Annotated in this window: 25 protein-coding genes; 9 read left to right on the plus strand and 16 right to left on the minus strand. The window is 68.1% G+C overall.

Annotated elements, in window-relative coordinates:
* Window positions 1-12: 12 nt before the first annotated feature.
* Both D7316_RS17210 and D7316_RS17215 read right to left on the minus strand, forming a co-directional pair.
* Window positions 13-699 (minus strand): DUF4873 domain-containing protein, encoded by a 687-nt coding sequence (locus D7316_RS17210; protein WP_124709339.1) that lies wholly within the window; start codon window positions 697-699, stop codon window positions 13-15.
* Complete coding sequence (locus D7316_RS17215) at window positions 696-1,610, minus strand: AurF N-oxygenase family protein (RefSeq protein WP_124709340.1); 915 nt, start codon at window positions 1,608-1,610, stop codon at window positions 696-698. The genes D7316_RS17210 and D7316_RS17215 overlap by 4 nt, the downstream gene beginning before the upstream one ends.
* Before the next feature lie 313 nt (window positions 1,611-1,923).
* Between D7316_RS17215 and D7316_RS17220 the strand changes: the two genes are divergently transcribed.
* On the plus strand, window positions 1,924-3,243 hold the full coding sequence (locus D7316_RS17220; protein ID WP_232016947.1) for an LCP family protein: 1,320 nt from the start codon (window positions 1,924-1,926) through the stop codon (window positions 3,241-3,243).
* 79 nt (window positions 3,244-3,322) lie between these two features.
* Complete coding sequence (locus tag D7316_RS17225; RefSeq protein ID WP_124709341.1) at window positions 3,323-3,868, plus strand: ferritin; 546 nt, start codon at window positions 3,323-3,325, stop codon at window positions 3,866-3,868.
* A 19-nt stretch (window positions 3,869-3,887) separates the two neighbouring features.
* Here D7316_RS17225 and D7316_RS17230 read toward each other — a convergent pair whose 3' ends face one another.
* The 5 genes from D7316_RS17230 to D7316_RS17250 form a co-directional block, all read right to left on the minus strand.
* A complete protein-coding gene (locus D7316_RS17230) occupies window positions 3,888-4,874 on the minus strand; it encodes a DUF5926 family protein (RefSeq protein ID WP_124709342.1) in 987 nt (328 codons plus the stop codon).
* A gap of 42 nt (window positions 4,875-4,916) precedes the next feature.
* Entirely contained in the window at window positions 4,917-5,708 is a 792-nt protein-coding gene (locus tag D7316_RS17235) for a glycerophosphodiester phosphodiesterase (protein ID WP_124709343.1), read from the minus strand.
* Window positions 5,705-6,439, minus strand: a complete 735-nt coding sequence (locus D7316_RS17240) for a DUF4328 domain-containing protein (RefSeq protein WP_232016948.1) — start codon at window positions 6,437-6,439, stop codon at window positions 5,705-5,707. Before D7316_RS17240 ends, D7316_RS17235 begins: the two co-directional genes overlap by 4 nt.
* Window positions 6,440-6,741: 302 nt before the next feature.
* Window positions 6,742-7,074 (minus strand): rhodanese-like domain-containing protein, encoded by a 333-nt coding sequence (locus tag D7316_RS17245; RefSeq protein ID WP_124711405.1) that lies wholly within the window; start codon window positions 7,072-7,074, stop codon window positions 6,742-6,744.
* Window positions 7,075-7,492: 418 nt separating this feature from the next.
* Window positions 7,493-8,341 (minus strand): S49 family peptidase, encoded by an 849-nt coding sequence (locus tag D7316_RS17250; RefSeq protein WP_124709345.1) that lies wholly within the window; start codon window positions 8,339-8,341, stop codon window positions 7,493-7,495.
* A gap of 59 nt (window positions 8,342-8,400) precedes the next feature.
* Here D7316_RS17250 and D7316_RS17255 point away from each other — a divergent pair, with 59 nt between their 5' ends.
* Entirely contained in the window at window positions 8,401-9,153 is a 753-nt protein-coding gene (locus D7316_RS17255) for a VOC family protein (RefSeq protein ID WP_124709346.1), read from the plus strand.
* Between the two features lie 6 nt (window positions 9,154-9,159).
* Here D7316_RS17255 and D7316_RS17260 read toward each other — a convergent pair whose 3' ends face one another.
* Both D7316_RS17260 and msrA read right to left on the minus strand, forming a co-directional pair.
* The gene (locus D7316_RS17260) at window positions 9,160-10,230 is read right to left on the minus strand and encodes a winged helix DNA-binding domain-containing protein (RefSeq protein ID WP_124709347.1); all 1,071 of its coding nucleotides are present in this window, start codon (window positions 10,228-10,230) and stop codon (window positions 9,160-9,162) included.
* Window positions 10,231-10,233: 3 nt separating this feature from the next.
* Window positions 10,234-10,938, minus strand: coding sequence for a peptide-methionine (S)-S-oxide reductase MsrA (gene msrA / locus D7316_RS17265; protein WP_124709348.1), 705 nt, complete (start codon window positions 10,936-10,938; stop codon window positions 10,234-10,236).
* 166 nt (window positions 10,939-11,104) lie between these two features.
* On the opposite strand from msrA, the gene D7316_RS27170 reads away from it, so the two are divergent.
* Together D7316_RS27170 and D7316_RS17270 are read left to right on the plus strand one after the other, a co-directional pair.
* Window positions 11,105-11,257, plus strand: coding sequence for a hypothetical protein (locus D7316_RS27170; RefSeq protein WP_164473807.1), 153 nt, complete (start codon window positions 11,105-11,107; stop codon window positions 11,255-11,257).
* A gap of 182 nt (window positions 11,258-11,439) precedes the next feature.
* The gene (locus D7316_RS17270) at window positions 11,440-12,069 is read left to right on the plus strand and encodes a superoxide dismutase (RefSeq protein ID WP_124709349.1); all 630 of its coding nucleotides are present in this window, start codon (window positions 11,440-11,442) and stop codon (window positions 12,067-12,069) included.
* 60 nt (window positions 12,070-12,129) lie between these two features.
* Here the strand turns inward: D7316_RS17270 and D7316_RS17275 are convergent, their stop codons facing one another.
* From D7316_RS17275 to D7316_RS17285, 3 genes are all read right to left on the minus strand, one after another.
* Window positions 12,130-12,564 carry an ABZJ_00895 family protein gene (locus D7316_RS17275; protein WP_124709350.1) on the minus strand — a complete coding sequence of 145 codons (435 nt, stop codon included), beginning with the start codon at window positions 12,562-12,564 and terminating at the stop codon, window positions 12,130-12,132.
* Between the two features lie 83 nt (window positions 12,565-12,647).
* Window positions 12,648-13,397, minus strand: a complete 750-nt coding sequence (locus D7316_RS17280) for an energy-coupling factor transporter transmembrane component T family protein (protein WP_124709351.1) — start codon at window positions 13,395-13,397, stop codon at window positions 12,648-12,650.
* Window positions 13,394-15,640, minus strand: a complete 2,247-nt coding sequence (locus tag D7316_RS17285; RefSeq protein ID WP_232017197.1) for an ABC transporter ATP-binding protein — start codon at window positions 15,638-15,640, stop codon at window positions 13,394-13,396. Before D7316_RS17285 ends, D7316_RS17280 begins: the two co-directional genes overlap by 4 nt.
* A gap of 252 nt (window positions 15,641-15,892) precedes the next feature.
* Here D7316_RS17285 and D7316_RS17290 point away from each other — a divergent pair, with 252 nt between their 5' ends.
* The 3 genes from D7316_RS17290 to D7316_RS17300 all read left to right on the plus strand — a co-directional run bounded on the left by D7316_RS17290 (window position 15,893) and on the right by D7316_RS17300 (window position 18,129).
* Window positions 15,893-16,417, plus strand: coding sequence for a peptidase (locus tag D7316_RS17290; protein ID WP_124709352.1), 525 nt, complete (start codon window positions 15,893-15,895; stop codon window positions 16,415-16,417).
* A 114-nt stretch (window positions 16,418-16,531) separates the two neighbouring features.
* On the plus strand, window positions 16,532-17,248 hold the full coding sequence (locus tag D7316_RS17295) for a TMEM165/GDT1 family protein (protein ID WP_124709353.1): 717 nt from the start codon (window positions 16,532-16,534) through the stop codon (window positions 17,246-17,248).
* A gap of 119 nt (window positions 17,249-17,367) precedes the next feature.
* Window positions 17,368-18,129 (plus strand): SDR family NAD(P)-dependent oxidoreductase, encoded by a 762-nt coding sequence (locus tag D7316_RS17300; RefSeq protein ID WP_124709354.1) that lies wholly within the window; start codon window positions 17,368-17,370, stop codon window positions 18,127-18,129.
* A 44-nt stretch (window positions 18,130-18,173) separates the two neighbouring features.
* On the opposite strand, the gene D7316_RS17305 is transcribed toward D7316_RS17300, so the two are convergent.
* Genes D7316_RS17305 through D7316_RS17315 form a run of 3 tightly spaced genes read right to left on the minus strand, consistent with a single transcriptional unit; the run spans window position 18,174 to window position 20,401 of the window.
* A complete protein-coding gene (locus D7316_RS17305) occupies window positions 18,174-19,271 on the minus strand; it encodes an MAB_1171c family putative transporter (RefSeq protein WP_124709355.1) in 1,098 nt (365 codons plus the stop codon).
* Between the two features lies 1 nt (window position 19,272).
* Window positions 19,273-19,785: a hypothetical protein gene (locus D7316_RS17310; RefSeq protein WP_124709356.1), complete on the minus strand. Its 513-nt coding sequence runs from the start codon at window positions 19,783-19,785 to the stop codon at window positions 19,273-19,275.
* Between the two features lie 37 nt (window positions 19,786-19,822).
* Window positions 19,823-20,401 carry a helix-turn-helix transcriptional regulator gene (locus tag D7316_RS17315; protein ID WP_124709357.1) on the minus strand — a complete coding sequence of 193 codons (579 nt, stop codon included), beginning with the start codon at window positions 20,399-20,401 and terminating at the stop codon, window positions 19,823-19,825.
* A gap of 274 nt (window positions 20,402-20,675) precedes the next feature.
* On the opposite strand from D7316_RS17315, the gene D7316_RS27175 reads away from it, so the two are divergent.
* Entirely contained in the window at window positions 20,676-21,749 is a 1,074-nt protein-coding gene (locus D7316_RS27175) for a hypothetical protein (protein ID WP_164473808.1), read from the plus strand.
* 20 nt (window positions 21,750-21,769) lie between these two features.
* Here the strand turns inward: D7316_RS27175 and D7316_RS17330 are convergent, their stop codons facing one another.
* Window positions 21,770-23,434 (minus strand): TM0106 family RecB-like putative nuclease, encoded by a 1,665-nt coding sequence (locus D7316_RS17330; RefSeq protein WP_124709360.1) that lies wholly within the window; start codon window positions 23,432-23,434, stop codon window positions 21,770-21,772.
* Window positions 23,435-23,436: the final 2 nt, after the last annotated feature.

Below are 23,436 nucleotides of genomic sequence, written 5' to 3' on the forward strand. Positions count from 1 at the left end.
GCGGTCCGGGCATCAAACAACCAGGGAATCCAACGGATAGGGCGGTTGCCCGACGCCGACGACGCGCACCGCGCCGGATGGCGTGACCTCTGCGAGGCGCGCGTCGACCGGTGCCCGACCGCCGACGGAGACGGTCACGCCGACCACCCGCTCATCCTTCCAGCGGCGCGCGTCGTCGCCGAAGACCGTTCCGGCCCAGTGGTAGCGGCCATCAAGGGGGTCGATCGCACCGGTGATGCGCAGACGCGCCGATGCCGTGTCGCCGTCGGCCACCAGCAGCGCGTCACCGTCGAACACGTCGTCGTCGATCGAGGCCGATCCGATCCAGTCGTAGTGGTCGGGATGAAAGTGCCGCAAGCGTTTCCGGAGTTTCCGTGCCGACCCTGCGGCCGACCATTCGATCTGGACGGGTCGTCGCACGACCACCGACCTCGCGCCGGTCACCACGAAATGCTGGATCAGATCCACGAGGTAGCCGACGGCCCGGTCGTCGTGCAGGAACAGCTCGCCCGGCCGGTCCGCGGCGGCGACACCCAGGAAGCTTCCCGCCGGCGCCTGTTCCTCACGCACGCACAGGTCACCGGGAGACGCGTGGTCGACGACGTCGATCATCAACGGCGACTTCTCGATCCGAGACAGGAACGCCCGCGCGAGCGGCCCGTGGCCGTGCACCGCGACCGACGTGGGATCGACCGTCACCGGAGAAACCCGCCCCGCCGCCAGCCGTACCGGGAGACCCGACTCATCAGTCCAGCATCCTCGAGGAATGCTGCGAGGGAGGCGAACCCGCGGACCTGGGCCTCGCGGAACGTCGGGTTGGCCCGGGCCGCCCGGGCGGCGGCACGACCGTCGAGTCCGGCCCGCGTGTACATCGCCGGATTGGTGAACAGGCGCTGGAAGAGCACACCGGCGACGGCATGACCGTTGGCCGCGACGAACGTCTCCCACCGCCCGCGGACCGGCTTGCGACGCATGATGCCGTCGCGGGCGAACCCGATGTGACGCGCCTCTTCGGCCACGTGCACCTGCATCAGGCGCGCGATGAGTGGTTGCAGCTCGGGGTCGTCGAGCATCTCGCGCTGCAAGGCGTCGAAGATCTCCTCGCCGACGAGAGCGGCCACCCACAGCAAACTGCCGCGGAGAGCCTGCGGCAGTAGTGCCATCACCGTCCGCTCCCACAACCGCATCGAGAAGGGTCGCGCGCCGGCCCACTCGATTGCCCGGCCGAACATCACCATGTGCCGGCATTCGTCGCCCATCTCGGTCAACGCGTAGTGCGTGGTGGCCGACGCCGGGTCCGCGGTCATCAACCGGGCCAACAGGGTGCGGTTCAACAGGTTCTCGAACCAGATGCCGACGGACAGGATGTTGGCCATCTCCTGCCGGGACACCTCGATGCGCTGTTCGGTCGACAGCCCGTCCCAGAGGTCGGTGCCCGCCAGCGACAGCACCGACGGTGGCAGGAAGTAGCGGTCGGGCTCGGGGTCGCGTTCCCAATCGAGATCGACGATCGGCGCGTACGACCGCTTGACCGAGCCCTTGATCAGTCGGCGGGCTATCGCGTCCCGCCCACCTGCGTCATCACGTCTCACCTGCGTGGTCGTCGTCATCGGACACCTCCGGATCGTCGTCGGGTCTGTGACCTCCGACACTAGGACCGCGGTCGTTATGTGTCAATACTCACTGTCACAATAGCCAGTGATCTTCTTCCGCGTCCGGTCCGCGGACGCTGACACAGGTCGAATCCGCAACGGCGATGCGTACATTGGTTGGGATGAACGAGCCGGATCCGCCGATGATGCGCAGGCGCGAGGTCCCTCCGGGGCCGCGCCGCGCGCCGGCGATCCCACTCGCCGCGCCGGTCCCCCGCCCCGCAATCCGCCCCCGCGCATCCCCCCGCCACCCAACCCACCGCCGCGCCGGGTGGCACCGCCCCCGGGCACGCCACCCGAGGCGACCGCCCATCTCCGCGGACGCCGTGTCGACGACGCCCGCTACCAGCCCCCGCTGGCCTGGTCGGACGCGCCCGCGGGTCGACCGCGCCCCGACCATCCGCGCCCGGCCCAGCCCCAGCCCGACCGTCGGTCGGCGGGGTACGCGCCCACCCAGAAGCCCGAACCCCTTCCCGGTGACGACCGACCGCGCCGCTCCACGGCCGACCGCGCCGACGAATCCCGACGGTCGGCGTCCCGGGGGTCGTCATCGCGCGGGTCGGCGGGCGCTCCGCCACGTAAGCCGCGCTCCCGGGGGGCCGCACCCACCCCGGCCGCCAAGCCGAAGCGACGACGCCGCCTGCGCGTCGGCAGACTGATCCTCGCGGTTCTGCTGCTGTTCGTCGTGGCCTCGGTCGGCCTGCTGTTCTACTACGACAGCAAGCTGAACCGCACCGACGCGCTGGTCGCCTATGCCGGCCGACCCGCGGACACCCCGGGCACGAACTGGCTGATCGTCGGCACCGATTCCCGCGCTGACCTGTCCGCGCAACAGCGGGCGCAACTGTCCACCGGAGACAGCGACGGTTCCCGCACGGACACCATCATGATGGTGCACAAACCGCCCAGCGGCCGGTCGATGATCATCAGCATCCCGCGCGACCTCTATGTACCGGTCCCCGGACAGGGGTCGCACAAGGTCAACGCGGCCTTCAACATCGGTGGGCCACAGCTGCTGGTGCAGACCATCGAGCAATTGAGCGGCGTACGCATCGACCACTACGCGGAGATCGGTTTCGGCGGCTTCGACAGCGTCGTGGACGCCGTCGGCGGCGTGACCATCTGTCTCGACCAACCGCTCAACGATCCGAAGGCGGGTCTGCGACTTCCGAAGGGCTGTCAGGAACTCGACGGTCGCCAGGCCCTCGGACTGGTGCGCACGCGGGCATTCCCGAACGCCGATCTCGAGCGCGTGGTGAACCAGCGCAAGTTCCTCAACGCCCTGATGGCCAAGGCGACGAGTCCGTCGGTGCTCGCCAATTTATTCCGGTTGATCCCCTTTGCGAACGGGGCCGTCGATGCGGTGACCGTCGATGACGGAGATCACATCTGGAATCTCTTCGGTCTCGCGCTGGCGCTGCGCGGTGACCCGATCACCACCACCACGCCGAGCGCAGGGAGCGAGTACACCTCCGATGGTGACTCACTTGCGGTGGGGGACAACACCGAACAGTTCTTCGGCTATCTCCGCAAGGGCACCGCGGTGCCCGACGAACTCCTCTCGGGACCCGGCGGAGTCATCGGCGGCTGAGCCCGAAAGTTGGTGAGGCTCAACTCAGTTAGGTTCAACTGGGCTGATCTGGGCGTTTTCGGGTCCCTACGATGGACCCATGACAGTCACCACTGACGAATCCGTCTTCCAGAAACTGCTGCACGCCCAGATCGCCAACGAGTTCGCCGCGTCACAGCAGTACATCGCCGTCGCCATCTACTACGACGGCCACGACATGCCCCAGCTGGCCAAGCACTTCTATGCCCAGGCCGTCGAGGAGCGCAACCACGCGATGATGATCGTCCAGTACTTCCTCGACCGCGATGTGGACGTGGAGATCCCCGGGGTCCCCGCGCCGCGCACCGACTTCGCCGACTACCGGGCGCCGATCGAGCTGGCGCTGGCCCAGGAGAAGTCGGTCACCGAACAGATCGTCGACCTCGCCCGTGCCGCACGGGACAGCGGCGATTACCTGGGCGAGCAGTTCATGCAGTGGTTCCTCGCCGAGCAGGTGGAAGAGGTCGCCACCATGACCACCCTGCAGACCATCGCCGAGCGGGCACAGGGCAACCTGTTCGACCTCGAGAACTTCGTCCAGCGCGAGATCAACGGCTCCGGACCTGCGGCCGCGTCGGCACCCGCAGCAGCAGGCGGAAACCTCTAGCCCCGCTCGCCAACCGCGCTCAGCGCAACGTGACCTGGCGGCTACGCAGACCGTCGCGCGAGCCGAGTTCTGCGGTGCTCAGGTCACCGGTCACGGCCAGGGCCTCGGTCAGCCACTCGTCGAGCTGATCGAGCCCGGCGAACCACTCTTCGTGGTGCCGTTCGTTGTCCAGATCGAACACGGGAACCAGCAGTCCGTGGGTGCGGAACGAACCGGCGAATCGTGAGCCCTCACCGAGGGTCAAGCGTCCCGCCGCATGCAGCCGGGCCAGCGCGGTCATCAGGTCGTCCTCGGATTCCGGTCGCACCCAACGCAGATGGGCACGCTCACCGGCATCCACCCACCACGGTGCGCCGATGCCGCTCTTCGATGTCAGGCGAGCGGTCGGCATGATCGAATCATTGGCCCGCACAACCATGTCCGCGATCTCCGGGGGCACGTCGGTACCCGGGAACCACCACGAGAAGTCGTCGTAGACAACCAGGTCGAGCTCGGCATCGGCTCGGATGACGTCGGTCAGCGCGCCGAGCGTGTCGTGCGGCGTGTAGTCGGTGTTCGGCTCGGCGTGGGCTGCCCACCGGATGGCATCGGCCAGGCCGCCCACGATGTCATCGCGATCGGGATCGGTCTGCACCGCGACGACGCCTTCCGGCCCGTTCTTGCCCTCGCGGACGATGGCGGGTACCGCGCCCGGCAGGATCGTCGCGAGGAGGACATCGTTGCGGACGCCCTCGGCGCGTGTGGTTTTCGCCGTCGCAGCGGTGTCGTCGGGGACGACCGACGTGAGTTCCGGCTCCGGCGGGCCCGGTTCGACGAGATCGACCCTGGCCGTGGCCGAGGCGACGAAGGCGCGCAGCGCCACCAGATCGCACTCGGCGGCCAACCCGGCGAACGGCCGCGGCGGCGGGGCCATCGCGGCCAGCTGGCGCTCCTTGCGCGCGGCGACCCGCTCTGCGCGATTACTGCCCGGACGCGGCCCGGCGCCCCGTTTGCTTTTCTTCGCCATGTGTCCACCCTCTCATGGAGCCGTCCCGTCCCTCCCGGGCGCTCAGTCGACGGTGACCAGCCAGTCCCGCACCTTGGCCGGACGGTTGGTGGCGACCCATCGGACACCGAGATCGGCGCAGAGCTGGACATCGACGAGTTCGTCCACGGTCCAGCAGTAGGTGACCCGACCGGCAGCGGCAGCCCGGTCGACCAGATCCGGGTAGAGGCGCAGCGTCTCCACCGACGGTCCGATGCCGGTGGCCCCCACCGCGGTGGCCGCGCTGCCGCCGAGCAGCCGCGCGGTGTCCCCGAGCAGGATGGTGGGCAGCATCGGTGCGTGGCGCCGGATACGCCACACCCCGGCCGACGAGAACGAGATGACCACGGCGCGACTGTGATCGGCCGACGGTGGCATACCCACCCCGAACTCGTGGAGCAGGCCGAGCAGTTTCTGTTCGACGAGGCTGCCGTAGCGGACCGGGTGCTTGGTCTCCACGAACAACCGGACCGGTCTGCGCCAGTCCAGGGTGAGGGTCAGCAGTTCACGCAGGGTGAGCACCGACGACTTCTTCCCCGACTCGTGCCAGCTGCCGAAGTCCAGTTCGCGCAACTCCGCCAGGGTCATCTCGCTGACGACGCCGGCAGAGTTCGAGGTGCGGTCGATCGTGCGGTCGTGGATGCAGACGAGTTCGTGGTCGCTGGTCAACCGGACATCGCATTCGAGGCCGTCGGCGCCCTGGTCGAGCGCGAGTTCGTAGGCGGCGAGGGTGTGCTCGGGGAGTTCGGCGGACGCACCGCGGTGGGCGACCACGGCCGGCTTCCCGGATCTCGATATGTGCTCGACGCCGGTCATCCGACCGTGACCCAACGTCGCGACGGCACCGGTTCGGCGTGGGCGGCACCGAAGACCGCCGCGAGCCGGTCGGCCAGCCACCAGGCGAACACGGCCGAGCAGATCGAGCTGATGATCACGGCCGCGAGACCGTTGGCCGCCGTCTGGATGGAGCCGGAGAACATCGCGACGACGCGGGTCGCGATCGCCACCAGTGCCAGCACGTTGACGATCGTCCAGGCCACCCAGATCCGCGTGAACCGTCGCCGGGTGCGATCGGGGTCGAGATCGTCTCGCAGCCGGGCCACCTCGTGCAGCAGCAGCGCAGCGCCGGCCACATTGAGCAGGGGCACCGCCGCGAGTACAGCGATCTGCCAGCGCGGCCGCGGGTCCCGGCGGTCCCGACTGCGATACGTCTCGGCGCGCAGATCGATGATCCAACGGGTGAAGACCACGAAGACGTACACGTAGGCCCCCAGCGCGAGCAGACCGACGAACATCACCAGCACCGAGCTGGTCCAGTCGGTCCACGCCGGGACCGGCATCGACTTGTTGACCACGATCAACACGTATCGGGCGAGGTGAACGAGCGCGGCGAGCCCCAGGACCACGGCCAGCGAACGCAACCCGCTCACGAGCGCGGCCAGCAGCACCTCGGCCCGCGAACGCGGGTCGGCGGAGACCTCATCGGGAACGTCGCGCAGGCCCCACTGCGGAATGTAGACATAGCGCGGGATCGGCCGAGGCCCCATCGGTGCGGGAGGTCGGCGGGCCGGGATCGCCTCAGGCGGGCGGCGGGCCACCCATCGGACATGACGACTGCGATAGAGCCGTCCGCTGCGTGGTCCGCTCGTGACCGGCCGCGGCGGCGGGGGTGCCGGCGGTGGCGCGGAAGGCGGTGGCGTGGAAGGCGGTGGCGTCGACGACCCGGTTGCCGACGACGTACCGAGGAGATCGGAATCCAGGACGCGCAACGGCCCGCCGCATCGCGGGCACTGCTCGCGGCCCGGACGATGCGGCGCCTGGATCCGGCACCGCGGACAGAGGTCGATCATTACGACCCGGTACTCCCCGTCTCGACCGGCTTGCCCTGTTGGACCCACTCCACCATGCCGCCGCTCACGCAGCTGCCCTCGTACCCGATCTGGGCGAGGTACTGCAGGACGCGCATCGACCGCCCGCTCGAGTGGCAGACCACCAGGAGCTCGGCATCGGGGTCGATCTCCTCGATTCGCGCCGGCACATCGCCGAGGGGGATGTGCGTCGCACCCCGGACATGGCCCGCGGCCCACTCATCGTCCTCGCGGACGTCGAGCAGGACCCGACCGACCTCGTCGCTGAAATCGTTCGGCAGCTCCGTCACCGGCACCTGTCGGATGTCGCCCATGCTCACCAAACCATGGTGGCACAGCCACGCGGGTCGCGGCGGCGGCCTGTGCACAACCGCTCCGGCCGATGCTCGAATTGACACGTGCATCGGCAAGCGACCCCCACTATGACGACCTACATATAACTATCCACATGCTGGTTTGGCAATCGGACAGTTCGTGTGCATCGATGACCATCAACCTGTGGATGAGACTGTGGAAAATGTGGACAACCAGGTGAGCGGGTCGAAAATGTTGTGACAGCCCTCACAGCGGCTGTGATGACGGTCACCGATCTGGTCCAGTACGGGCACAAACTCTTCGACAAAGTGCAGACGTACGTCACATCAAAGGTTTTTCGCCTTCACAACGTCCGTTGTGGATAACTTGGGGAGAAGTGCGCGACGACGCGTTGTCCACCGCCCGGATGACACCGATTCAGCGCCAACGGATGGCTGCACCGCGATCGAGCGCGGCCACAGCACCCGACACGGCGCTCTCGATCATCGCGCCCGCACTGAGTTGGCCTCCCACGAGTCGGGCGACGAGCGGCTTGGGTGCTTCCACCATGGTGATCTCCGCGTCCGGATATCGCTCGGCGACGACCGACCGCATCACCCCGATCGCATCGACCAGACCGACCTCGACGGCCCGCGTGCCGACCCAGATGTCGCCGCTGAACAACACGTCGTCGGGTGCGCTGAGCTTCTTGCCGCGACGTTGCCGGACCCAGCTCTTGAACTCGTCGTGCAGCTGCCCCTGCAGACCCTCGAGCCACGCCACGTCCTCGGGTCGCTCCGGGGAGAACGTATCGAGGCGGGCCTTGTTGTCGCCCGCCGTGTAGAGGCGCCGTTCCACGCCGAAGCGCGTCAGCACATCGGACAGCCCGAACCCCGATGACACGACTCCGATCGAACCCACCATCGAGGTGTGCGCTGCGAAGATCTCGTCGGCCGCGCATGCGATCCAGTAACCGCCCGACGCGGCGACGTCCTCGCAGAACGCCAGCACCGGGACGCCCTTCTCCGCGGACAGCTGCCGAATGCGTTCGGCGATGTATTCGGACTGGGCCGGGGATCCGCCCGGCGAGTTGATGACCACGACGACCGCCTTCACGCGCTCGGTACCGAACGCGCGTTTGAGGACCGGCTCCAGCGAGTCGGTGGTGAGGCCGGGACGACCCATCCCACTCGCCCCGATCGGACCGTCGAGGCGGACCACCGCCACCCGATCACCGTGTGACCGCGACATCCGCTTGGTCACCCTCTTCCACGGTCCACCTGTCATGTCGCCGAGTGTAGTGCGGATGCCGGCCGCCCCGACGCCGCCGACATTAGACTTTGCGCGTGCACATCCGATGGCTCACCGCCTTCCTCGACTTCCCGGTCGACCAGTTCGGTGCCGAGGTCACCTTCTGGCGTGCGATCGCGGGCAGCACCGTGTCCCCGCCGCGGGGCGAACACCGCGAGTTCGCCTCCCTCGAGCCGTTCAACGGCGATCCGCACCTGCGGGTGCAACGTGTCGACGACGGACCCGGCGGAATCCACCTCGATCTGCACGTCGAGGACCCGCGGGCCGCGGCGGCAGAGGCGATCGCTCTGGGCGCCAACGTGGTTCGTGATGACATGCAGGGCGACTACCTGTCGCTGGAGTCACCCGGCGGCTTCGTGTTCTGTCTCGTCGAATGGCACGGCGAATCGGAGCGTTCCCGACCGATCCGCTGGCCCGGTGACACCATCAGCATCATCGACCAGGTCTGCATCGACGTCCCCGACGGGCTGTTCGACCGCGAGGTGACGTTCTGGGCGCAGCTGACCGCCCGGCCGACCGAGCCCACCAGCCGTCCGGAGCTGGTGCGGCTGGCCCGCGATCCCGCGCTCGCCATCGGCCTGCTCTTGCAGCGCAACGGAATCGATGACGAATCCACCTTTGCCACAGGACATCTCGACCTGGCCGCGACGGCTGTCGAGGACGAGATGGCCCGCCACGAGGACTGGGGTGCGCGGATGGTCGAGCGCCTGCCCAACTGGACGGTGATGGCCGACCCGGTCGGTCGCCGATACTGCATCACCAGCCGCAACCCGCGCACCGGGAAGTGACGCAGATCAGTCAGCTGTATCGCAGAACTGCTGCAGCCGCTGCACTTCGGAGTCGAGGTCGCGTCGGTCTCCGGAAGCGAGGTCGGTCATCATGTCGGTGACCACCCGGCCGTGGTCGAGCCGCCAGGTGCCGGCCAGACGCCCGTCCACGAGGATGAAACCGGGAGACCTGCCGTTCACGGTGATGGTGCTCCGATAGCGGTCATCGTCGGCTACCCGCCGTCGATCCGCCTGCGCGACAATCACATTGTCGAACGGAGCGATCAGACGGAGTGGGGCCGGCGTGTCCCCGTCGATGATGTCGAGACCATCGAGATCGAAGAGTTTCTCCCCGGCCGGACCTTCCATCGCGACGAGTTCCCAGTCTGATTCCATCTCCTCGACCAGCGACGTGAGCCGGGTGAGTCCACACCAGCTCTGGATGCCCTTGACAGTGGCCGGCCCGAACCCGCGCAGGTAGAGGCGGATCAGATCCTTGCGGGCCTCGTCGCCGGTCACGGCGGGCGCACCGGGACCGATCCAGTCGTCGAACAGCTGGTAGGTCGGTGCCGCCGAACCCTGCCAGAGGCCACGGGGAGGGATCTGCACCAGCGGAAGTCCGCATCGCGCCACCGCAACGAGTGTCGACGGGATGTCATCCGGATGACGTTGCGCCAGTTCCCTGCCCAGCGCGGCGCCCGACATCGCCTGCCCGGAGAGCAGCTCGGTGGCCTCGGCGAGTACGTCGTGGGCGCGGGTGCCGCGCAGACGACGCTCGTGGATCGCGACCTCGGTGTCGAGCGTCGGCTGCGCGATCGGGCGTAACCACCGCGCGTCCTCGGCGTCGATGAGGAAGATGGTGGACCTCAGCAGTGCGATCCGGACCACCTCACGGTCGGTGAGCAGTTCGTCGAGCTCAGTGGGGTCGAAATCCTTTATGCGTGACCATAATCCGAAGAACGGGGCCTTCGGCTCCTGCGCCTGCAGGCCGACGCAGCGGTCGAGGACCTCGATCGCGTCCTCGTCGACGCGGGTCAGCAGATGCTGACGATGCAGCAGGGTCCGATTCCACTGACCCGTCGTGATCCGATCGGCCACCGTTCAGGCGGCCGGGTAGTGCAGCCCGGTGGCGGCGTGGCAGCGATAGCCGTTCGGATGTTTGGCGAGGTACTGCTGGTGATGGTCCTCGGCGTAGTAGAAATGACCGTCGCCGGCCTCGGCGAGCGACGTGATCTCCGTGGTGATCGGCCCCAGCCCGGCGTCGGCGAGCACCGCGCCGAATCTCTCCGCCGTCGACCGGGCGAGCTCGGCATCCGCCTCGGACACCGTGTAGATCGCCGAACGATATTGGGTCCCGACGTCGTTCCCCTGCCGCATCTCCTGCGTGGGATCGTGGGTCTCCCAGAAGATCTTCAGCACGCCCTCGAGGTCGATGACCGCAGGGTCGAACACCACGAGAGCCGACTCGGTGTGCCCGGTTCGGGCGGTGCAGACCTCCTCGTAGGACGGGTTCGGCGTGTACCCACCGGCGTAACCGACCGCCGTGGTCCAGACCCCGGGCACCTGCCAGAAGATCTCCTCGACACCCCAGAAGCATCCGCCGGCGAGCACGACGGCGGACAGTCCGTCCGGGAATCGGCCGATGCCGTTGTCCACGGCGTCGGCGTCCCCGCGCATCGGGTGGTGCAGCAGCAGGTGTTCGGCGGCCACCGGCACCGGGATAGTGCGGCCCGGCAGGGCTTCATCGGCGGAGATGAGTTGACGTTTGCGGGTTTGCCCGGAAAGTAGCTGGTCAAGCCAAGACATGCGCCCGATCCTACGCCGACGACGGGAACCGCCGGGTTGATCGTTGTCCGCAGGTCTGCCTATCATGACCACCACGTCGGGTTGTGACGACAGTCACTGCGATCCGGCCCCCGCAAGTCCAGCCCACGGCGCGCCTCGCCGTGATCAGCGACGACGAAGGGCTTTCATGGCAACGCACGCGAGTTCCGATCTCCGCCGGGCCCTGGCCCCGCGGCCGAGTACTCCGCGCGCCACCTACAACGTCCGCTCCGCATGCGTGGGCACCACGATCAGCATCCTCGGACTGATCGCTGTTCTCGTCGTCCTGATGCTCATCTGATCTCCGTCGACACGTCGCTTCGCCGAGGTCAATACTTCAACCGCACTTGAAGTGGATTCCGTCGCACTGTTTGCAATCCCCCATGCAGTGGGTAAGGGTGGAAGTACTCGCGTGGTCGGCGTCGAACGCCGCAGCTTGATGCGCGCAGAGTGAGTACGAGCACAACCTCAGAGAGGAATATCGTGGCTGAATACACCTTGCCGGATCTCCCGTATGACTACGCGGCGCTCGAGCCGCACATCTCCGGCAGGATCATGGAGCTCCATCACGACAAGCACCATGCCACCTACGTCAAGGGCGCAAACGACACACTCGAGAAGCTGGCCGCGGCCCGCGACGACGAGACGATCGCCGGCAAGGTCTACGGGCTCTCGGCGACCCTTTCGTTCCACCTCGGTGGTCACACCAACCACTCGATCTTCTGGAAGAACTTGTCCCCCAACGGTGGCGACAAGCCCGAAGGCGACCTCGCCGCTGCCATCGACGACCAGTTCGGTGGCTTCGACAAGTTCAAGGCCCACTTCACCGCGGCCGCCACCACCCTGCAGGGCAGTGGCTGGGCCATCCTGGGCTACGACACCATCGGCAAGAACCTGGTGATCCTGCAGCTCACCGACCAGAGTGGCAACATCCCGGCGGCCATCATCCCGGTCGTCATGCTCGACATGTGGGAGCACGCCTTCTACCTCGACTACCAGAACGTCAAGCCGGACTACGTCAAGGCCTGGTGGAACGTCGTCAACTGGGCTGATGCGGCGGAGCGTTTCGCCACCGCGAGCAGCAAGGGTGCGGGCCTGATCGTCCCCGCCTGATACCGCAGTTCACCAGAATTGCCGCCCTCCCCGGTACCGGGTGGGGCGGCAATTCTCGTCTCAGCGTGTCCGCGCCTGCCGCTTGTCCTGCGCGACCAGCGCGCGTCGGGTCATCCAGCCGTAGCCGAACCAGATGAGCAGATAGGTGAGCAGCGCCCCGACCACCAACGCGATCGTAAGAATCACCGCGAGATCGCCCCGCGACAGCACGTCGTCGACCACTCCCGGACTCGCGACAGAGACCACCGCCAACGCGAGGATCGTGATGATCATCGCGACCGCGAACGACATCCAGATCAACCGTCGACGCTCCTCCGGCGTCGGCACTCGACCGTGATCCTTCACGAACTGTCCACCCGAGGTGGACGCGGCCAACATCGGGACGATCGCGGAGACACCGCCGCCGATGTCGAGGAACGACCCCACGACGGCGAGGACCACCCCGAGGACGACGTAGGAACCGACGAACCACGCTATGTAGCGACCGAGTGACATCGGGCAATTCTGCATCGCCCCGGTCGGTCACACGATCTGGGTGCCCGCGATGTCCGTTGGTCGAACGACCCGACCCCGACGTGTCAGAGCAGGATGGTCGCGACGATCGCACCCGCACAGGCGATCCCGACCACGATGAGGACCACCGCATCGGCCCGTCCCGGTCGCGACGGGTAGGCCGTCAGGCGGCCGGTGCCACCGCGCGCGGTGATCGCCTCCGCCATCTCGGCACTGCGCCGCAACGCGCTCGACATCGCTGCGGTGATCATGTCGACCACGCCCATCTCGGCGGCGGGATGCCCGCTGCGCGCCGGCGCCGACGGTCGTAACCGGTGCGCCGCACGGAGCATGCGCAACTCGTCGATGAGCATCGGCAGCCCGCGCAGACAGAGCGCGATCGCAACCGCCCACTCATCGACCGGCAGGCGCAGGAATCGCAGCGGGCGCATCAATGTCGCGATCGCCGGGGCGACCTCGGCCATCGGCGTCGTCCAGATCACCAGGATCGAACTGGCCACGAGGACCAGTCCCAGGGTGACCGCCCGCAGGTAGACGACCAGGGCGGGTGGCCCGAACGCGAGGTTGAGCGCTCCGCCCGCGATGATCAGACCCCAGAACCACCAGGGCGGCCGGGGAATCGCGCCCAGCGGGATACCCGCGGTGATCGCGGTCAGCACCACCACCGCCGCCACCAGCCCGAGCGCGGGCCAGGACGGCAGCACCCAGGTCATCACCCCGAGCGCCAGCACGATGATCAGCTTGGTGCCCGCCCAGAGTCGGTGGACCAATGAGTCGCCCGGCACCTGCCGCAGGGGAACGGTCTGCACACTCATTCGACGACCTCCCGAGAGACAGGCGGAAGTGCCTGGGCATCAACGACTTCCGCACCGAGGGCCGGTGCGCCACCGTCTGGCGGTGGATGGTTCGGAATCGTGGTCAGGCTTCCCCCGGTCAACTGCACCCGACGGTTCACCACGACATCGAGATCGGTGAGGTCGTGGGAGATGATCACGATGGTCAACCCGTCGGCCCGCAGCCGGGCGAGCATCCCGACGATCTCGGCACGGGCGTACGGATCGACACCGGCCAACGGTTCGTCGAGGAGCAGGACCTTGGGACGGCGCGCGATGAGGCCCGCGAGCACCACCCGGCGCATCTGACCGCCGCTGAGCGAATCGATCCGGCGCGCCGCCATGTCACGTGGCAGACCCACGGATTCGAGGACGCGGGCCACTTCGGCGGTGCCCACCTCGATCCCGCCGGCCGCCATGATCTCATCGCCGACGGTCTGCTTCTGCAGTTGCAGCCGGGCATGTTGGAAGGCCAGCGCGACGTCGCCGACCTGCCCGGCGACCGGCTTGCCGCGCAAGGTCGCCGTACCGACCGTCGGCGCGATGAGACCGGCCATGATCCAGGCCAGGGTGGTCTTGCCCGAGCCGTTGCCCCCGACGACGAGGACCCCGTCACCCTTGTGCACGGTGAGCGAGACGTCGCGCAACGCCTCGACCTGCCACGGCGAGCCCTTGAGATAGGTGTGGCCGACGCCGTCGAGGACCAGGACCGGCTCGGTGGGCATGCTCCGATGGTCCGGCCCGTCGTGCGCATCCGGCGCGACGACGACCGGTTCCTCGACCGTGCCGGGCCGCGGAACCCATTGCGGCGGATGGGCGATCATCCGTCCGTGGTGCAGATGCACCACCCGATCGGCCGCCGCCGCCTCGGCGCCGCGATGCGTGATCAGCACAACCGTCATGCCTCGCCGGTCGGATTCGGCCCGCTCGCTTCGCTCCCGGCGCCGGTCGGATTCGGCCCGCTCGCTTCGCTCCCGGCGCCGGTCGGATTCGGCCCGCTCGCTTCGCTCCCGGCGCCGGTCGGATTCGGCCCGCTCGCTTCGCTCCCGGCGCCGGGCCGGGAGGCCGGCGAGCAGCGCCAGCAGATCGTCCCGGCCGGTGGGGTCGACCATCGACGTCACCTCGTCGGCGATGAGCAACGCGGGTTCCCGGGCCAGCGCACCGGCGATCGCGAGTCGCTGCTGCTGTCCGCCGGACAGATCCGATGTCTCGCGGTCCCCCATGCCGGCCAGCCCCACTTCGGCCAGGAGTCCCTCGACGTCGACCTCGACACCGGGCGGCAATCCCCAGACGACGTCGTCGGCGACTCGCGAACCGAGCATCTGAGTCTCCGGTCGCTGCAGCACCATCGCGGTGCCGCCGTGGCGGCCCAGCCCCGCCGTCCCGGGGCGGTCCACGGTGCCCGTCGTCGGGGCGCGGCCGGCGAGGATCTTCGCCAACGTCGACTTGCCCGATCCGTTGGCGCCGACGACCGCGACGAACTCCCCCGGGACCAACCGGAGGTCGATGTCGTCGAGCACCAGCGGGCCGTCGGGACGGTAGCGGAACCCGATCCCGGACAACGTCAATGGCAACGGCCCGACCGTTTCGTCGGCGCCGATGGAGAGGTCACCGGCGTCGAGGGTGTCCTCGCTCGGGATGTCGGCCAGTCGACCGACCACGCCTCCGAGCATCCACCACGCGACCGCCAACGACAACGCCGTGCCGAGCGCCCCCGACACCCACATCCAGATCCACCAGTCGTCGACCATGCTGTTGCCGAGTGACTCGATCGTGTCGGCGAGCCCGGAGAGTGCGGGAAAGTTGTTCAGCAGCTTGACCAGTCCGCCGACGGTGTTGCCGAGCGCCTCGAGGGCCAGTGTCCGCAACGGCACCAGGACCAGCAGCACCAGCACCGACAGACCGCCGATGATCGGCGACGCGATGATGCTCGCCACGGTGATCGTGCCGAGCCCCCGTCCTCTCCGCTTGGTGTCCCCGACGATGCCGCCGATCAGCGCCGACCCGAGGACGGTGGCTGCCGCACCGGTCCCCGCCATGGCGAAACTGACCCCGGTCGCGGCAACGGATGCCGTGATGAGGGCGCGGGGTCGGGTACGGGCGGCGACGAGCGCCAACGGTACGGGCGCGAGCAGGCCGACGGCGGTGGCGAGCGGCACCACCGACGCGACCACGATCGCGGCGACGGTCAGCCCACCGAAGATGGCGATGGACGCCATCTCCATCGGGCGCAGCGGAGCAGAACTTCTCACCCATCCAGTGTGCCTGGTGCGCCGGACATGGTCGGTCGAGCGCAGCGACGGGAAATGTGACCAGGGCGAGCGCAGCGACGGGGAATGTGACGTCGTGTAAAAGAACCATCACAACAACCGTGTTCGAGTTGTCTCCGGGCCGACGCGGGTGGATTCTTCTTCCACAGGATGCACATCTGTGGATCCGAGTTGGGACCGTGGCCCTGTAACAGAGGGAGACCAGCGATGACGACCTCCATACCGATCGGCCTGACGCCGTTCCACTTCGAGGGGCAACTGAACGGCATCGTGATCTCGGGCCGGTGGCCCGAATCCACGTTGGAATGGACTCAGACGCTGGTCGCGTCGGTCCGCATCGCCTGCCGTCCGGGGTTCCTGCCGACGACGACGATCTTCGGTGTCGTCGAGGAGCGGCCCGACGAGGCCGACCCCGATGCGGTGGGGATGATGGTCGCGGTCGGCAACGTCGTCGACGACAGCTTCGTCGAGGCGGGCCGTTTCCTCAGCAATCCGCCCGCGCTCGTCATGTTGCACCCGCCGTCGCAGACGCGGCCGTCGTTGCCGGAGTGCTCACAGGTCGCCTCGGGCTGTGTCCTGCTCCCGGGGCTGCCCGAACTCGGGCTCGAACACCGCGCCGGATGGGCCGAGGCGGAGGCGGATGGGACCGTTGTCACACTGCGTAACCAAGTCGGTATAGATCCCAACGCGGACCCCGACACCGCGGTGTTGGCGATGCTGCTGGCGGCCTGACCTGGGCGAAGCGAGTTAGGGTTCCCAAACTTTTAGTTTTGAGCCTCCCACCTGCGGAAATACGGCCATGCAATCTGTTGCACGGGCGGTTGTGGGCACCCTAACCTGGCTTTCGTGATTGCTGCCCTGTTGCTGAGCTTCGGCGTGATCTTCGTCGCCGAACTCGGCGACAAGTCGCAGCTGATGGCCATGACCTATGCCCTCCGCTACCGCTGGTGGGTCGTTCTGTTGGCCATCACGGTGGCCACCACCGCGGTCCACGCGGTGTCCGTCTTCTTCGGCCACTTCCTGGGTCTGTCCATCCCGTCGGACGTCATGTCGATCCTGGCCGGACTCGCGATGCTGGTGTTCGGTCTGTGGACCATCCGCGGCGATCACCTCGACGACGACGAGGCGGTCAAGGCCGATCGCGTCGGCGCATCGGTGTTCTTCGCGGTGATGTCGTCGTTCTTCCTCGCCGAGTTGGGCGACAAGACGATGCTCGCGACCATCACACTGTCCACCAACAACGACTGGCTGGGTGTCTGGATCGGTTCGACCATCGGCATGGTCGCCGCGGACGCCCTCGCCATCGCGATCGGCGCACTGCTCGGCAAGCACCTGCCCGAGCGGACCATCGCGCGGGGTGCCGCGACCCTCTTCTTCGGTTTCGCCGCGTGGCTGCTGTGGGAGGGTCTCAGCGACGCGGGCACGGTCACGGTCATCGCGACCCTCACCGCGGTGGTGGTGCTGCTCGGCATCGGCGCGGTCTACATCCGCCATCTCCGGAAGTCCGCGGCTGCGGCCCGGATCCCCGACGACGAGAGCGCCGCCCGAACGATCGCTCGGTGATTCGGGGGGTTGCGGATCGCCGACGTCACGCGTCTGTCTAGGGTGATCGGTGACACCGATCGCCCGGTCGTCGGTCTGCTCCTCGTGCCGGCAGCCCGGGCCCCTCGAAAGGATTCCCCATGGACGTTTCCGGCTCATCCGTCTTGGTCACCGGCGCGGCGTCGGGTCTCGGCGCCGCGACGGCCAAGCGCTTCGCCGCGGCCGGCGCCCAGGTGTTCGGCCTCGACCTCCAGCCATCGATCGACAAGGCCGAGCAGGTGGGCGGGGTGACCCTCCTCGCCGCCGACGTCACCAGCGAGATCGACGTCCGTGCGGCCATCGACACGATCGCCGACTCCGGCGCTCCCCTGCGGGTTGCGGTCAACTGCGCAGGCGTCGGTTGGGCCGCGCGCATCCTCGGCAAGGACGGGCCGCATGACCTCAGCCTCTTCCAGAAGATCATCAACATCAACCTGGTCGGCACCTTCAACGTGATGCGCCTGGCCGCCGAGCAGATCTCGAAGGAATCGACGGTCGACGATGACGGCCAGCGCGGCGTGATCATCAACACCGCATCGGTCGCCGCTTTCGAGGGGCAGATCGGCCAGATCGCATACGCCGCGTCAAAGGGCGGCGTGCATGCGATGACGATCTCGGCGGCCCGTGACCTCGCCCGCGCCGGTGTCCGCGTCTGCACCATCGCGCCGGGCACCATCAAGACCCCGATGCTCGCGGGTGTGACCCCCGAGTTCCAGCAGACGCTTGCCGAGGCGATCCCCTTCCCCCAGCGGCTCGGCGAGCCCGACGAGTACGCCCAGCTGGCCGAGGTCATCGTCGCGCACAACTACCTCAACGGCGAGACCATCCGCATGGACGGGGCGATCCGGATGGCGCCACGCTGATCGGGTGACCCAGGTGTACTGACCCGCCGGACCACCATGTCGGGTCAGTGCACGGACTGGCCGGCGACCGCGCGCGACAACTCCAGCAGTGGCGCCGCGTCGGCCTCGATGTCGGCGCCGCCGGGCACGACCTCGCGGACCGCCCCGCGGGAGGTGCCGGCGATCGTGTACTCCTCGACTGCCGCCCAGAGCATGTCCGCCCGCGCCGCGTCGTCGACGACCTCGAAGTCCTCGGTGAGATAGGGACTCAGCTGGGTCAGCGCATCGCGGATCTCGACGACCCGACGGTGCAGCATCATCGTCGGCGCCGGCGAATCCTTGGTCGGCAGCACCACTTCCGGGATGGCCCCGGTCACGAGTTCCCACAGCGGCCCGAGTTCGTCGGCCTCACGCCGGTGTCGCCGCTGCGCGGTGACGCTCTGCCACCGGGCATGCAGCATCGGGTAGCTGATCCCGACGAGGAATGCGACCACACCGACGATCGAACACACGCGGCCGGCACCGAGCAGCCACGGCAGACGGAACCATCCGGTCGACGATCCGATCACGAACACGATCTGCATCAGGGTGCTGACGGTCAGGAACACCAGGCCCGCCATCAGCAGCGTCAGCGACGTCTTCAGATAACCCTGCGAGAGCTGGAGGAAGCGTCGGATGCTGCGCACGCACGCCACGAAGCCGTAGGTGAGGTACCCGCTGGCGATCAACACGAACAGTGCGTACGCGACGTTGCGCGCCGTCCATTCGGACAGATTCTGGGTGCGCATGTCGTCGGGGATGACGAGCATCGTCACCTGCAGCCCGATGAGCGCCACGATCAGCGGAACCGCCTCGATTCCTGCGCGGCGTTCGCGGGTCGTCGAGCGGCCCGGGAAGAAGAACACGACGATCAGGCCCGCGACACCGATCGCGAGGAGCGCGTAGAAGAGGACGCGGGCCGCGCCGGTGAAGAGCGTCGCGTCGATGGCCTCGGTGACGTCCTTGCCGGAGACCACGAACGCCAGGGTCAATGCGGCGATCGCGGTGGTCATGGCGATCGCCTGCAGGCCGCCGCCCTCGCGCCGGATCTGCTCGAGTCGCCAGCACAACGCGGCCGCGAAGATCACCGCGGCGATCGCGTTGACCACGCCGACCACGATCACGCTATAACCACCCCTTGTGCCCGCCCAGTAGCCGTTGGATACCGCGGAGGTCGGCATTCGCCGGCGTCGAGCCGACGGTATCACTGGCGTCCGCGGCCCAGCTCAGCATCATCGACGCCAGCATCTCCGCTTCCCACTCACGGTCATCGGAGTAGCAGGTGCGCTGCAGTGCATCATCGGAGTCGCCGGCGGAGGGGGCGGTCAGAGCGGAGGCCGACACCGCGCCGAGCATCTGATGTCCGGCGATGAGATGGCCGAACTCGTGGATGACGATCTGGTCCTGGTGCAACCGGGACGTATTGGATTGGTAGAAGAAGTAGTCCGCGTCGTCGGCGGCCAGCCACACCCCGTTGGGCATGCCCGCCGGAAGCGGATGCGCGATGAGTCGGATCGGCCGTCCGCGGCGCTCACCGTACCGGTCGCAGAGTTGCGTGACGTCGAGGGGAAGGTCGAGGTCGAGGCCCTTCAGCGTGTCACGGCACAGCGCACGGAGTGCGCGTTGACTTCGCATCACACGCTCACGTCGGAGATCACGCCCGGATTCGGGCAGATCAGTCGAGCTTCGACTGCCCGCCGACGACCCGGAGATGCGCATCCTCCAGCGTCGCCTCCGAGATCCCGGCCGCCAGCACGTCCGGTGGATCCTTCGGCAGACCCTGCTGCTCGCGCAGCACCTTGATGAGTTCGTTGACGACGGTGACCGAGTCGCTCGACAGCCCGGCCAGACGGAAGGCCGCGAGCTGGACGTTGGTGTCCGCCTGCAGGCGCATCAGGTCTATCTCGTCGCGAGTGCGCTGTGCCGCACGGTCTTCCAGGAAATAGTGCACATCGACGCCGAATGCGGCGGCGATGCCTTCGACGGTGCGGAACGAGGGCGACTTCGCCTTCCCGGAACGCAACTGGCTCAGGTACGACTCCCCCAGACGGAATCCGCGCTCGGTCGACCGGGCCGCGATGGCCTTGGCGCTGTACGCCCGGCCGTTGGGTCCCGGAACCGTACGAAAGAGCTCTTCCAGACGCCGGGCAAAGAGGCCCGGATCAAGTGTTTCGGTCCGGACGCTGTCGATCACCTCGGCGTCGGTTCGACGTCCGCCATCCCCTACAGGCATTTCCGCACCTCGCGATGTCATTCTTCTCCCCGGCAAAACCAAAAGTTTGAACTTGCAAACATTAAAGACGCGCGTGCATCGTGGATGCAACGCTCAGTACGATCAGAACGTACCCGACCGTCGCTGCCCACGTGTATCACCTGTGCCAATGCTGTAACGATTACCCATTGTGGCATTGTTCACACTCGATCGTAAATAACGTGCGGTCGGGCAAATCCGAGTTTACCGGAGGGTGAACAGTGGACGACGATGTGACCACACCTGTTCTCGTCCGCGTAACCGAACCAGAGGTCTGATGAAGCACCGCCTACCGCAGCCGCCGACTCGACGTCGCACGAGCGCGCTCGCCGCCGTGATCGCGCTGATCGCGGTCGCGGTTCTGGGCATCGGTGCCGGTGTGGCCTTCTCCTCTCCGGACTCGTCGGGCTCGGGCGGTGGTTCCCGATCGCAGGGATCGGCGGGGTCCGGCGGATCGCGGGACCACGACGGCCGAGGTGGCCAGGGCTCGGGACAGAGTGGCCACGGCCAGGGCGTTCACGGCGGTCACGGTCACGGCGGTCACGGTCACGGCGGTCACGGATCGGGTGGCGGGCGCGACGGCGACGACACGTCCGAGGGCCCCGGTTCGACGGGCATCCCGACCAGGACCGCAGACCCGACCAAGACCACGGAACCGACCAGGACAACAGAGCCGACGAAAACGACGGACCCGACCAAGACCACGGATCCGACCAAGACAACAGAGCCGACCGAGCCGACCGAGACATCAGAGACCACCGAGACATCCGGCACCACCACCGAGACCTCGGAACCGACCACCACCTCAGCGGACAGCGCCGGCGGTGGCGCCGGCTTCGTCATCCCACCCCGACCTCCGCTGTTCACATCCACCCCGCAGACCGGCGGCGCGATGCCCGGCAGCAGCGGAGGGTCGTCGAGCAGCGGTGCCGGCACACCTGCCGCCGGCGGAGCCGGCCCCGGTGCGCCGAACGGGGCTGTCCCCAGCGTGCCGACCGCGAATGCGGCCGGCTCGGATGCGCCGACCGGCGGACCCGGCGGCGGCGCGGCCGAGGGCGCGACCGGGTCCCGGGGCTCCGCTGCCGGATCGGGTTCCAGCGCTGCGGGCGCCGACTCGACAGCGTCGGACGGCTCGTCGAACTCTCCGGGGAGCGCATCGTCGAGCGCCGGGTCCGCGAGCGGATCGAGGCAAGCCGCGCAGGCCGCACCACCGGTCGTCGGCGACAGCGTGCTGACCGCTACCCGGCGGATTCTCGTCGGCCTGGCGCCGGGCGCGCTGTTGGTTCTCGGCGCGATAGCACTCCTGGGCAGCGGGTCGTTCCTGGAGGCACTGCGGTCATCGCGGCCGTGAGCTGACCGGGCCGCCGACGTTCAGCGGTTGCGGAACTCGAGCACCTGATCTTCGTGCGGGACTTCATCTTTCGCGCGGCCATCGATCCATTCGCGGAGCACCTTGGTGGCCCGGACGTCGTCCTCGTTGTACTCCAGAAGCCGTTGTCGCTGAGTGAGATCGGGTGTCGATCCACCCAGCCCGACGGCCTCACGGTACCAATCCATCGACGCCTCGCCGCTGGCCTCGGCGTCGCGCCAGGTGAAACCGGCCACCGGGGCGACCCGCTTGAGCCCCTTGCCGTTCGGGCACACGAAGTTGCGGCCGACCGCCTCGTAGATGTCGACCCACTCGTCGGAGGCGATGAAGGCCTCCACCTCCGCACGTGCCGGCATACCCGCCGCGTCCGGGAATCGGGTCGCCGACGACAGCAGCCACCGATTCTCCGCCTGTTGCGAATAGCAATATGCCGCAAAGGTTTTACCGGCCGCATGGGCTGCGGCGCGCTCCTCGTTCAGCCATGTCCAGAACTCCCCGAACGACCGCCCCTCGTCCGGGGTGGGCAGCGGTTGCCAGGTCACGAAGGCGCGGTAGCGGACCTCCCGCGACGGGTCGGTGTTGTCGGTCAGCAGCGTGCCCCACATGTATGCGCCGTGCTCGCCGTAGCTCTCCATGTCGACATCGACCTCGATGTCGGCCCGCGCCACGTGCGGCTCGGCCAGCCGTCGGATGAGCGGGGTGTCGGTCAGCCACGCGATGGCGTTGAGCACCGCGTCGTCGAAGCGAACGTTGCCCGGCCAGTCGTCGGGGGCATCGCCCCGGTAGTGGGCGAGCTGGTCGATCGTGGTGATCCCGGCGTCGAACAGGGCGGCGCTCTGGTTGCCGCCGACCACGAGGCTGACGTCGCGCCGCTCCTCCAGTTCCGGTCCGCAGCGCGTCCACCACGGGCACCCGCGGCACTCGCCGATCCGCCGCGGTGTGGTGGCGATGTGTCCCTGGGCGATCGCCATCCGGCGGTCGAACACAGCCCGGTAATCCTCCAGCAGGGCGGCCATCTCGTGCACGACGATGCAGTCGGCGTCGAGGCCGATCACCCCGGCACGCAGTTCCTCGGGGACGTCGGACGTGGCGAGGCGCAGGTCGAGCAGCATGACCGTCAGCTGGGCCAGGCGCAGTTGATCGCGCCGTTGATTTCGGCCGTTGCGGGTGGGGTCGGGGGTCGGCGCCCAGGTCCAGACCGGACTCGTCAGCGTGCCGTTCCCCGCTGTGTTGAGCACACCGTTCGGCCGTCGGTCGGGTTTCGCGCGATAGCTCACCCGATGGTTGACGACGATGACCGGGACATAGCCACCACCGTCCCGGATGAGCAGTTCCGCGTGGCCGCGACGGCCATGGTCGCGGTCCGTCGGAAGGGTCGCGTTCCAGATCCAGTCGGCCGCGTCGGCGCAGGCCGCCAGGGTGGCCGCCACCCGGGTCGCGTGGTCGGCGTCGGGATCGATCAGCACGACGGTGCCGGCGGGTTGATCGCTGTGCAGTCCGCGCACCATCTCCCGGACCCCCGCACGATGGTCGGCGGCCGCGTCCTTTCGGCGTCGGGCTTCCGGGGTGTCCGGCCGGGCCCGCACGAGGTCGGGGTGCGACTGGTCGAGGGACAACCGATGCTCGCAGCCGGCGAGGTCGCGCGGATGCAACACGACTGCCGTCACTG

The sequence above is a fragment of the Gordonia insulae genome (assembly GCF_003855095.1).
In the GTDB taxonomy this organism is placed as follows: domain Bacteria; phylum Actinomycetota; class Actinomycetes; order Mycobacteriales; family Mycobacteriaceae; genus Gordonia; species Gordonia insulae.

Excerpts from the sequence above, each read along its gene's own strand:
- D7316_RS17215 (WP_124709340.1), bottom strand. The coding sequence starts at position 1,610 with ATGACGACGACCACGCAGGTGAGACGTGATGACGCAGGTGGGCGGGAC.
- D7316_RS17225 (WP_124709341.1), top strand. The coding sequence starts at position 3,323 with ATGACAGTCACCACTGACGAATCCGTCTTCCAGAAACTGCTGCACGCC.
- D7316_RS17230 (WP_124709342.1), bottom strand. The coding sequence starts at position 4,874 with ATGGCGAAGAAAAGCAAACGGGGCGCCGGGCCGCGTCCGGGCAGTAAT.
- D7316_RS17235 (WP_124709343.1), bottom strand. The coding sequence starts at position 5,708 with ATGACCGGCGTCGAGCACATATCGAGATCCGGGAAGCCGGCCGTGGTC.
- D7316_RS17240 (WP_232016948.1), bottom strand. The coding sequence starts at position 6,439 with ATGGGGCCTCGGCCGATCCCGCGCTATGTCTACATTCCGCAGTGGGGC.
- D7316_RS17245 (WP_124711405.1), bottom strand. The coding sequence starts at position 7,074 with ATGGGCGACATCCGACAGGTGCCGGTGACGGAGCTGCCGAACGATTTC.
- D7316_RS17250 (WP_124709345.1), bottom strand. The coding sequence starts at position 8,341 with ATGACAGGTGGACCGTGGAAGAGGGTGACCAAGCGGATGTCGCGGTCA.
- msrA (WP_124709348.1), bottom strand. The coding sequence starts at position 10,938 with ATGTCTTGGCTTGACCAGCTACTTTCCGGGCAAACCCGCAAACGTCAA.
- D7316_RS27170 (WP_164473807.1), top strand. The coding sequence starts at position 11,105 with ATGGCAACGCACGCGAGTTCCGATCTCCGCCGGGCCCTGGCCCCGCGG.
- D7316_RS17275 (WP_124709350.1), bottom strand. The coding sequence starts at position 12,564 with ATGTCACTCGGTCGCTACATAGCGTGGTTCGTCGGTTCCTACGTCGTC.
- D7316_RS17280 (WP_124709351.1), bottom strand. The coding sequence starts at position 13,397 with ATGAGTGTGCAGACCGTTCCCCTGCGGCAGGTGCCGGGCGACTCATTG.
- D7316_RS17285 (WP_232017197.1), bottom strand. The coding sequence starts at position 15,640 with ATGGAGATGGCGTCCATCGCCATCTTCGGTGGGCTGACCGTCGCCGCG.
- D7316_RS17290 (WP_124709352.1), top strand. The coding sequence starts at position 15,893 with ATGACGACCTCCATACCGATCGGCCTGACGCCGTTCCACTTCGAGGGG.
- D7316_RS17300 (WP_124709354.1), top strand. The coding sequence starts at position 17,368 with ATGGACGTTTCCGGCTCATCCGTCTTGGTCACCGGCGCGGCGTCGGGT.
- D7316_RS17315 (WP_124709357.1), bottom strand. The coding sequence starts at position 20,401 with ATGACATCGCGAGGTGCGGAAATGCCTGTAGGGGATGGCGGACGTCGA.
- D7316_RS27175 (WP_164473808.1), top strand. The coding sequence starts at position 20,676 with ATGAAGCACCGCCTACCGCAGCCGCCGACTCGACGTCGCACGAGCGCG.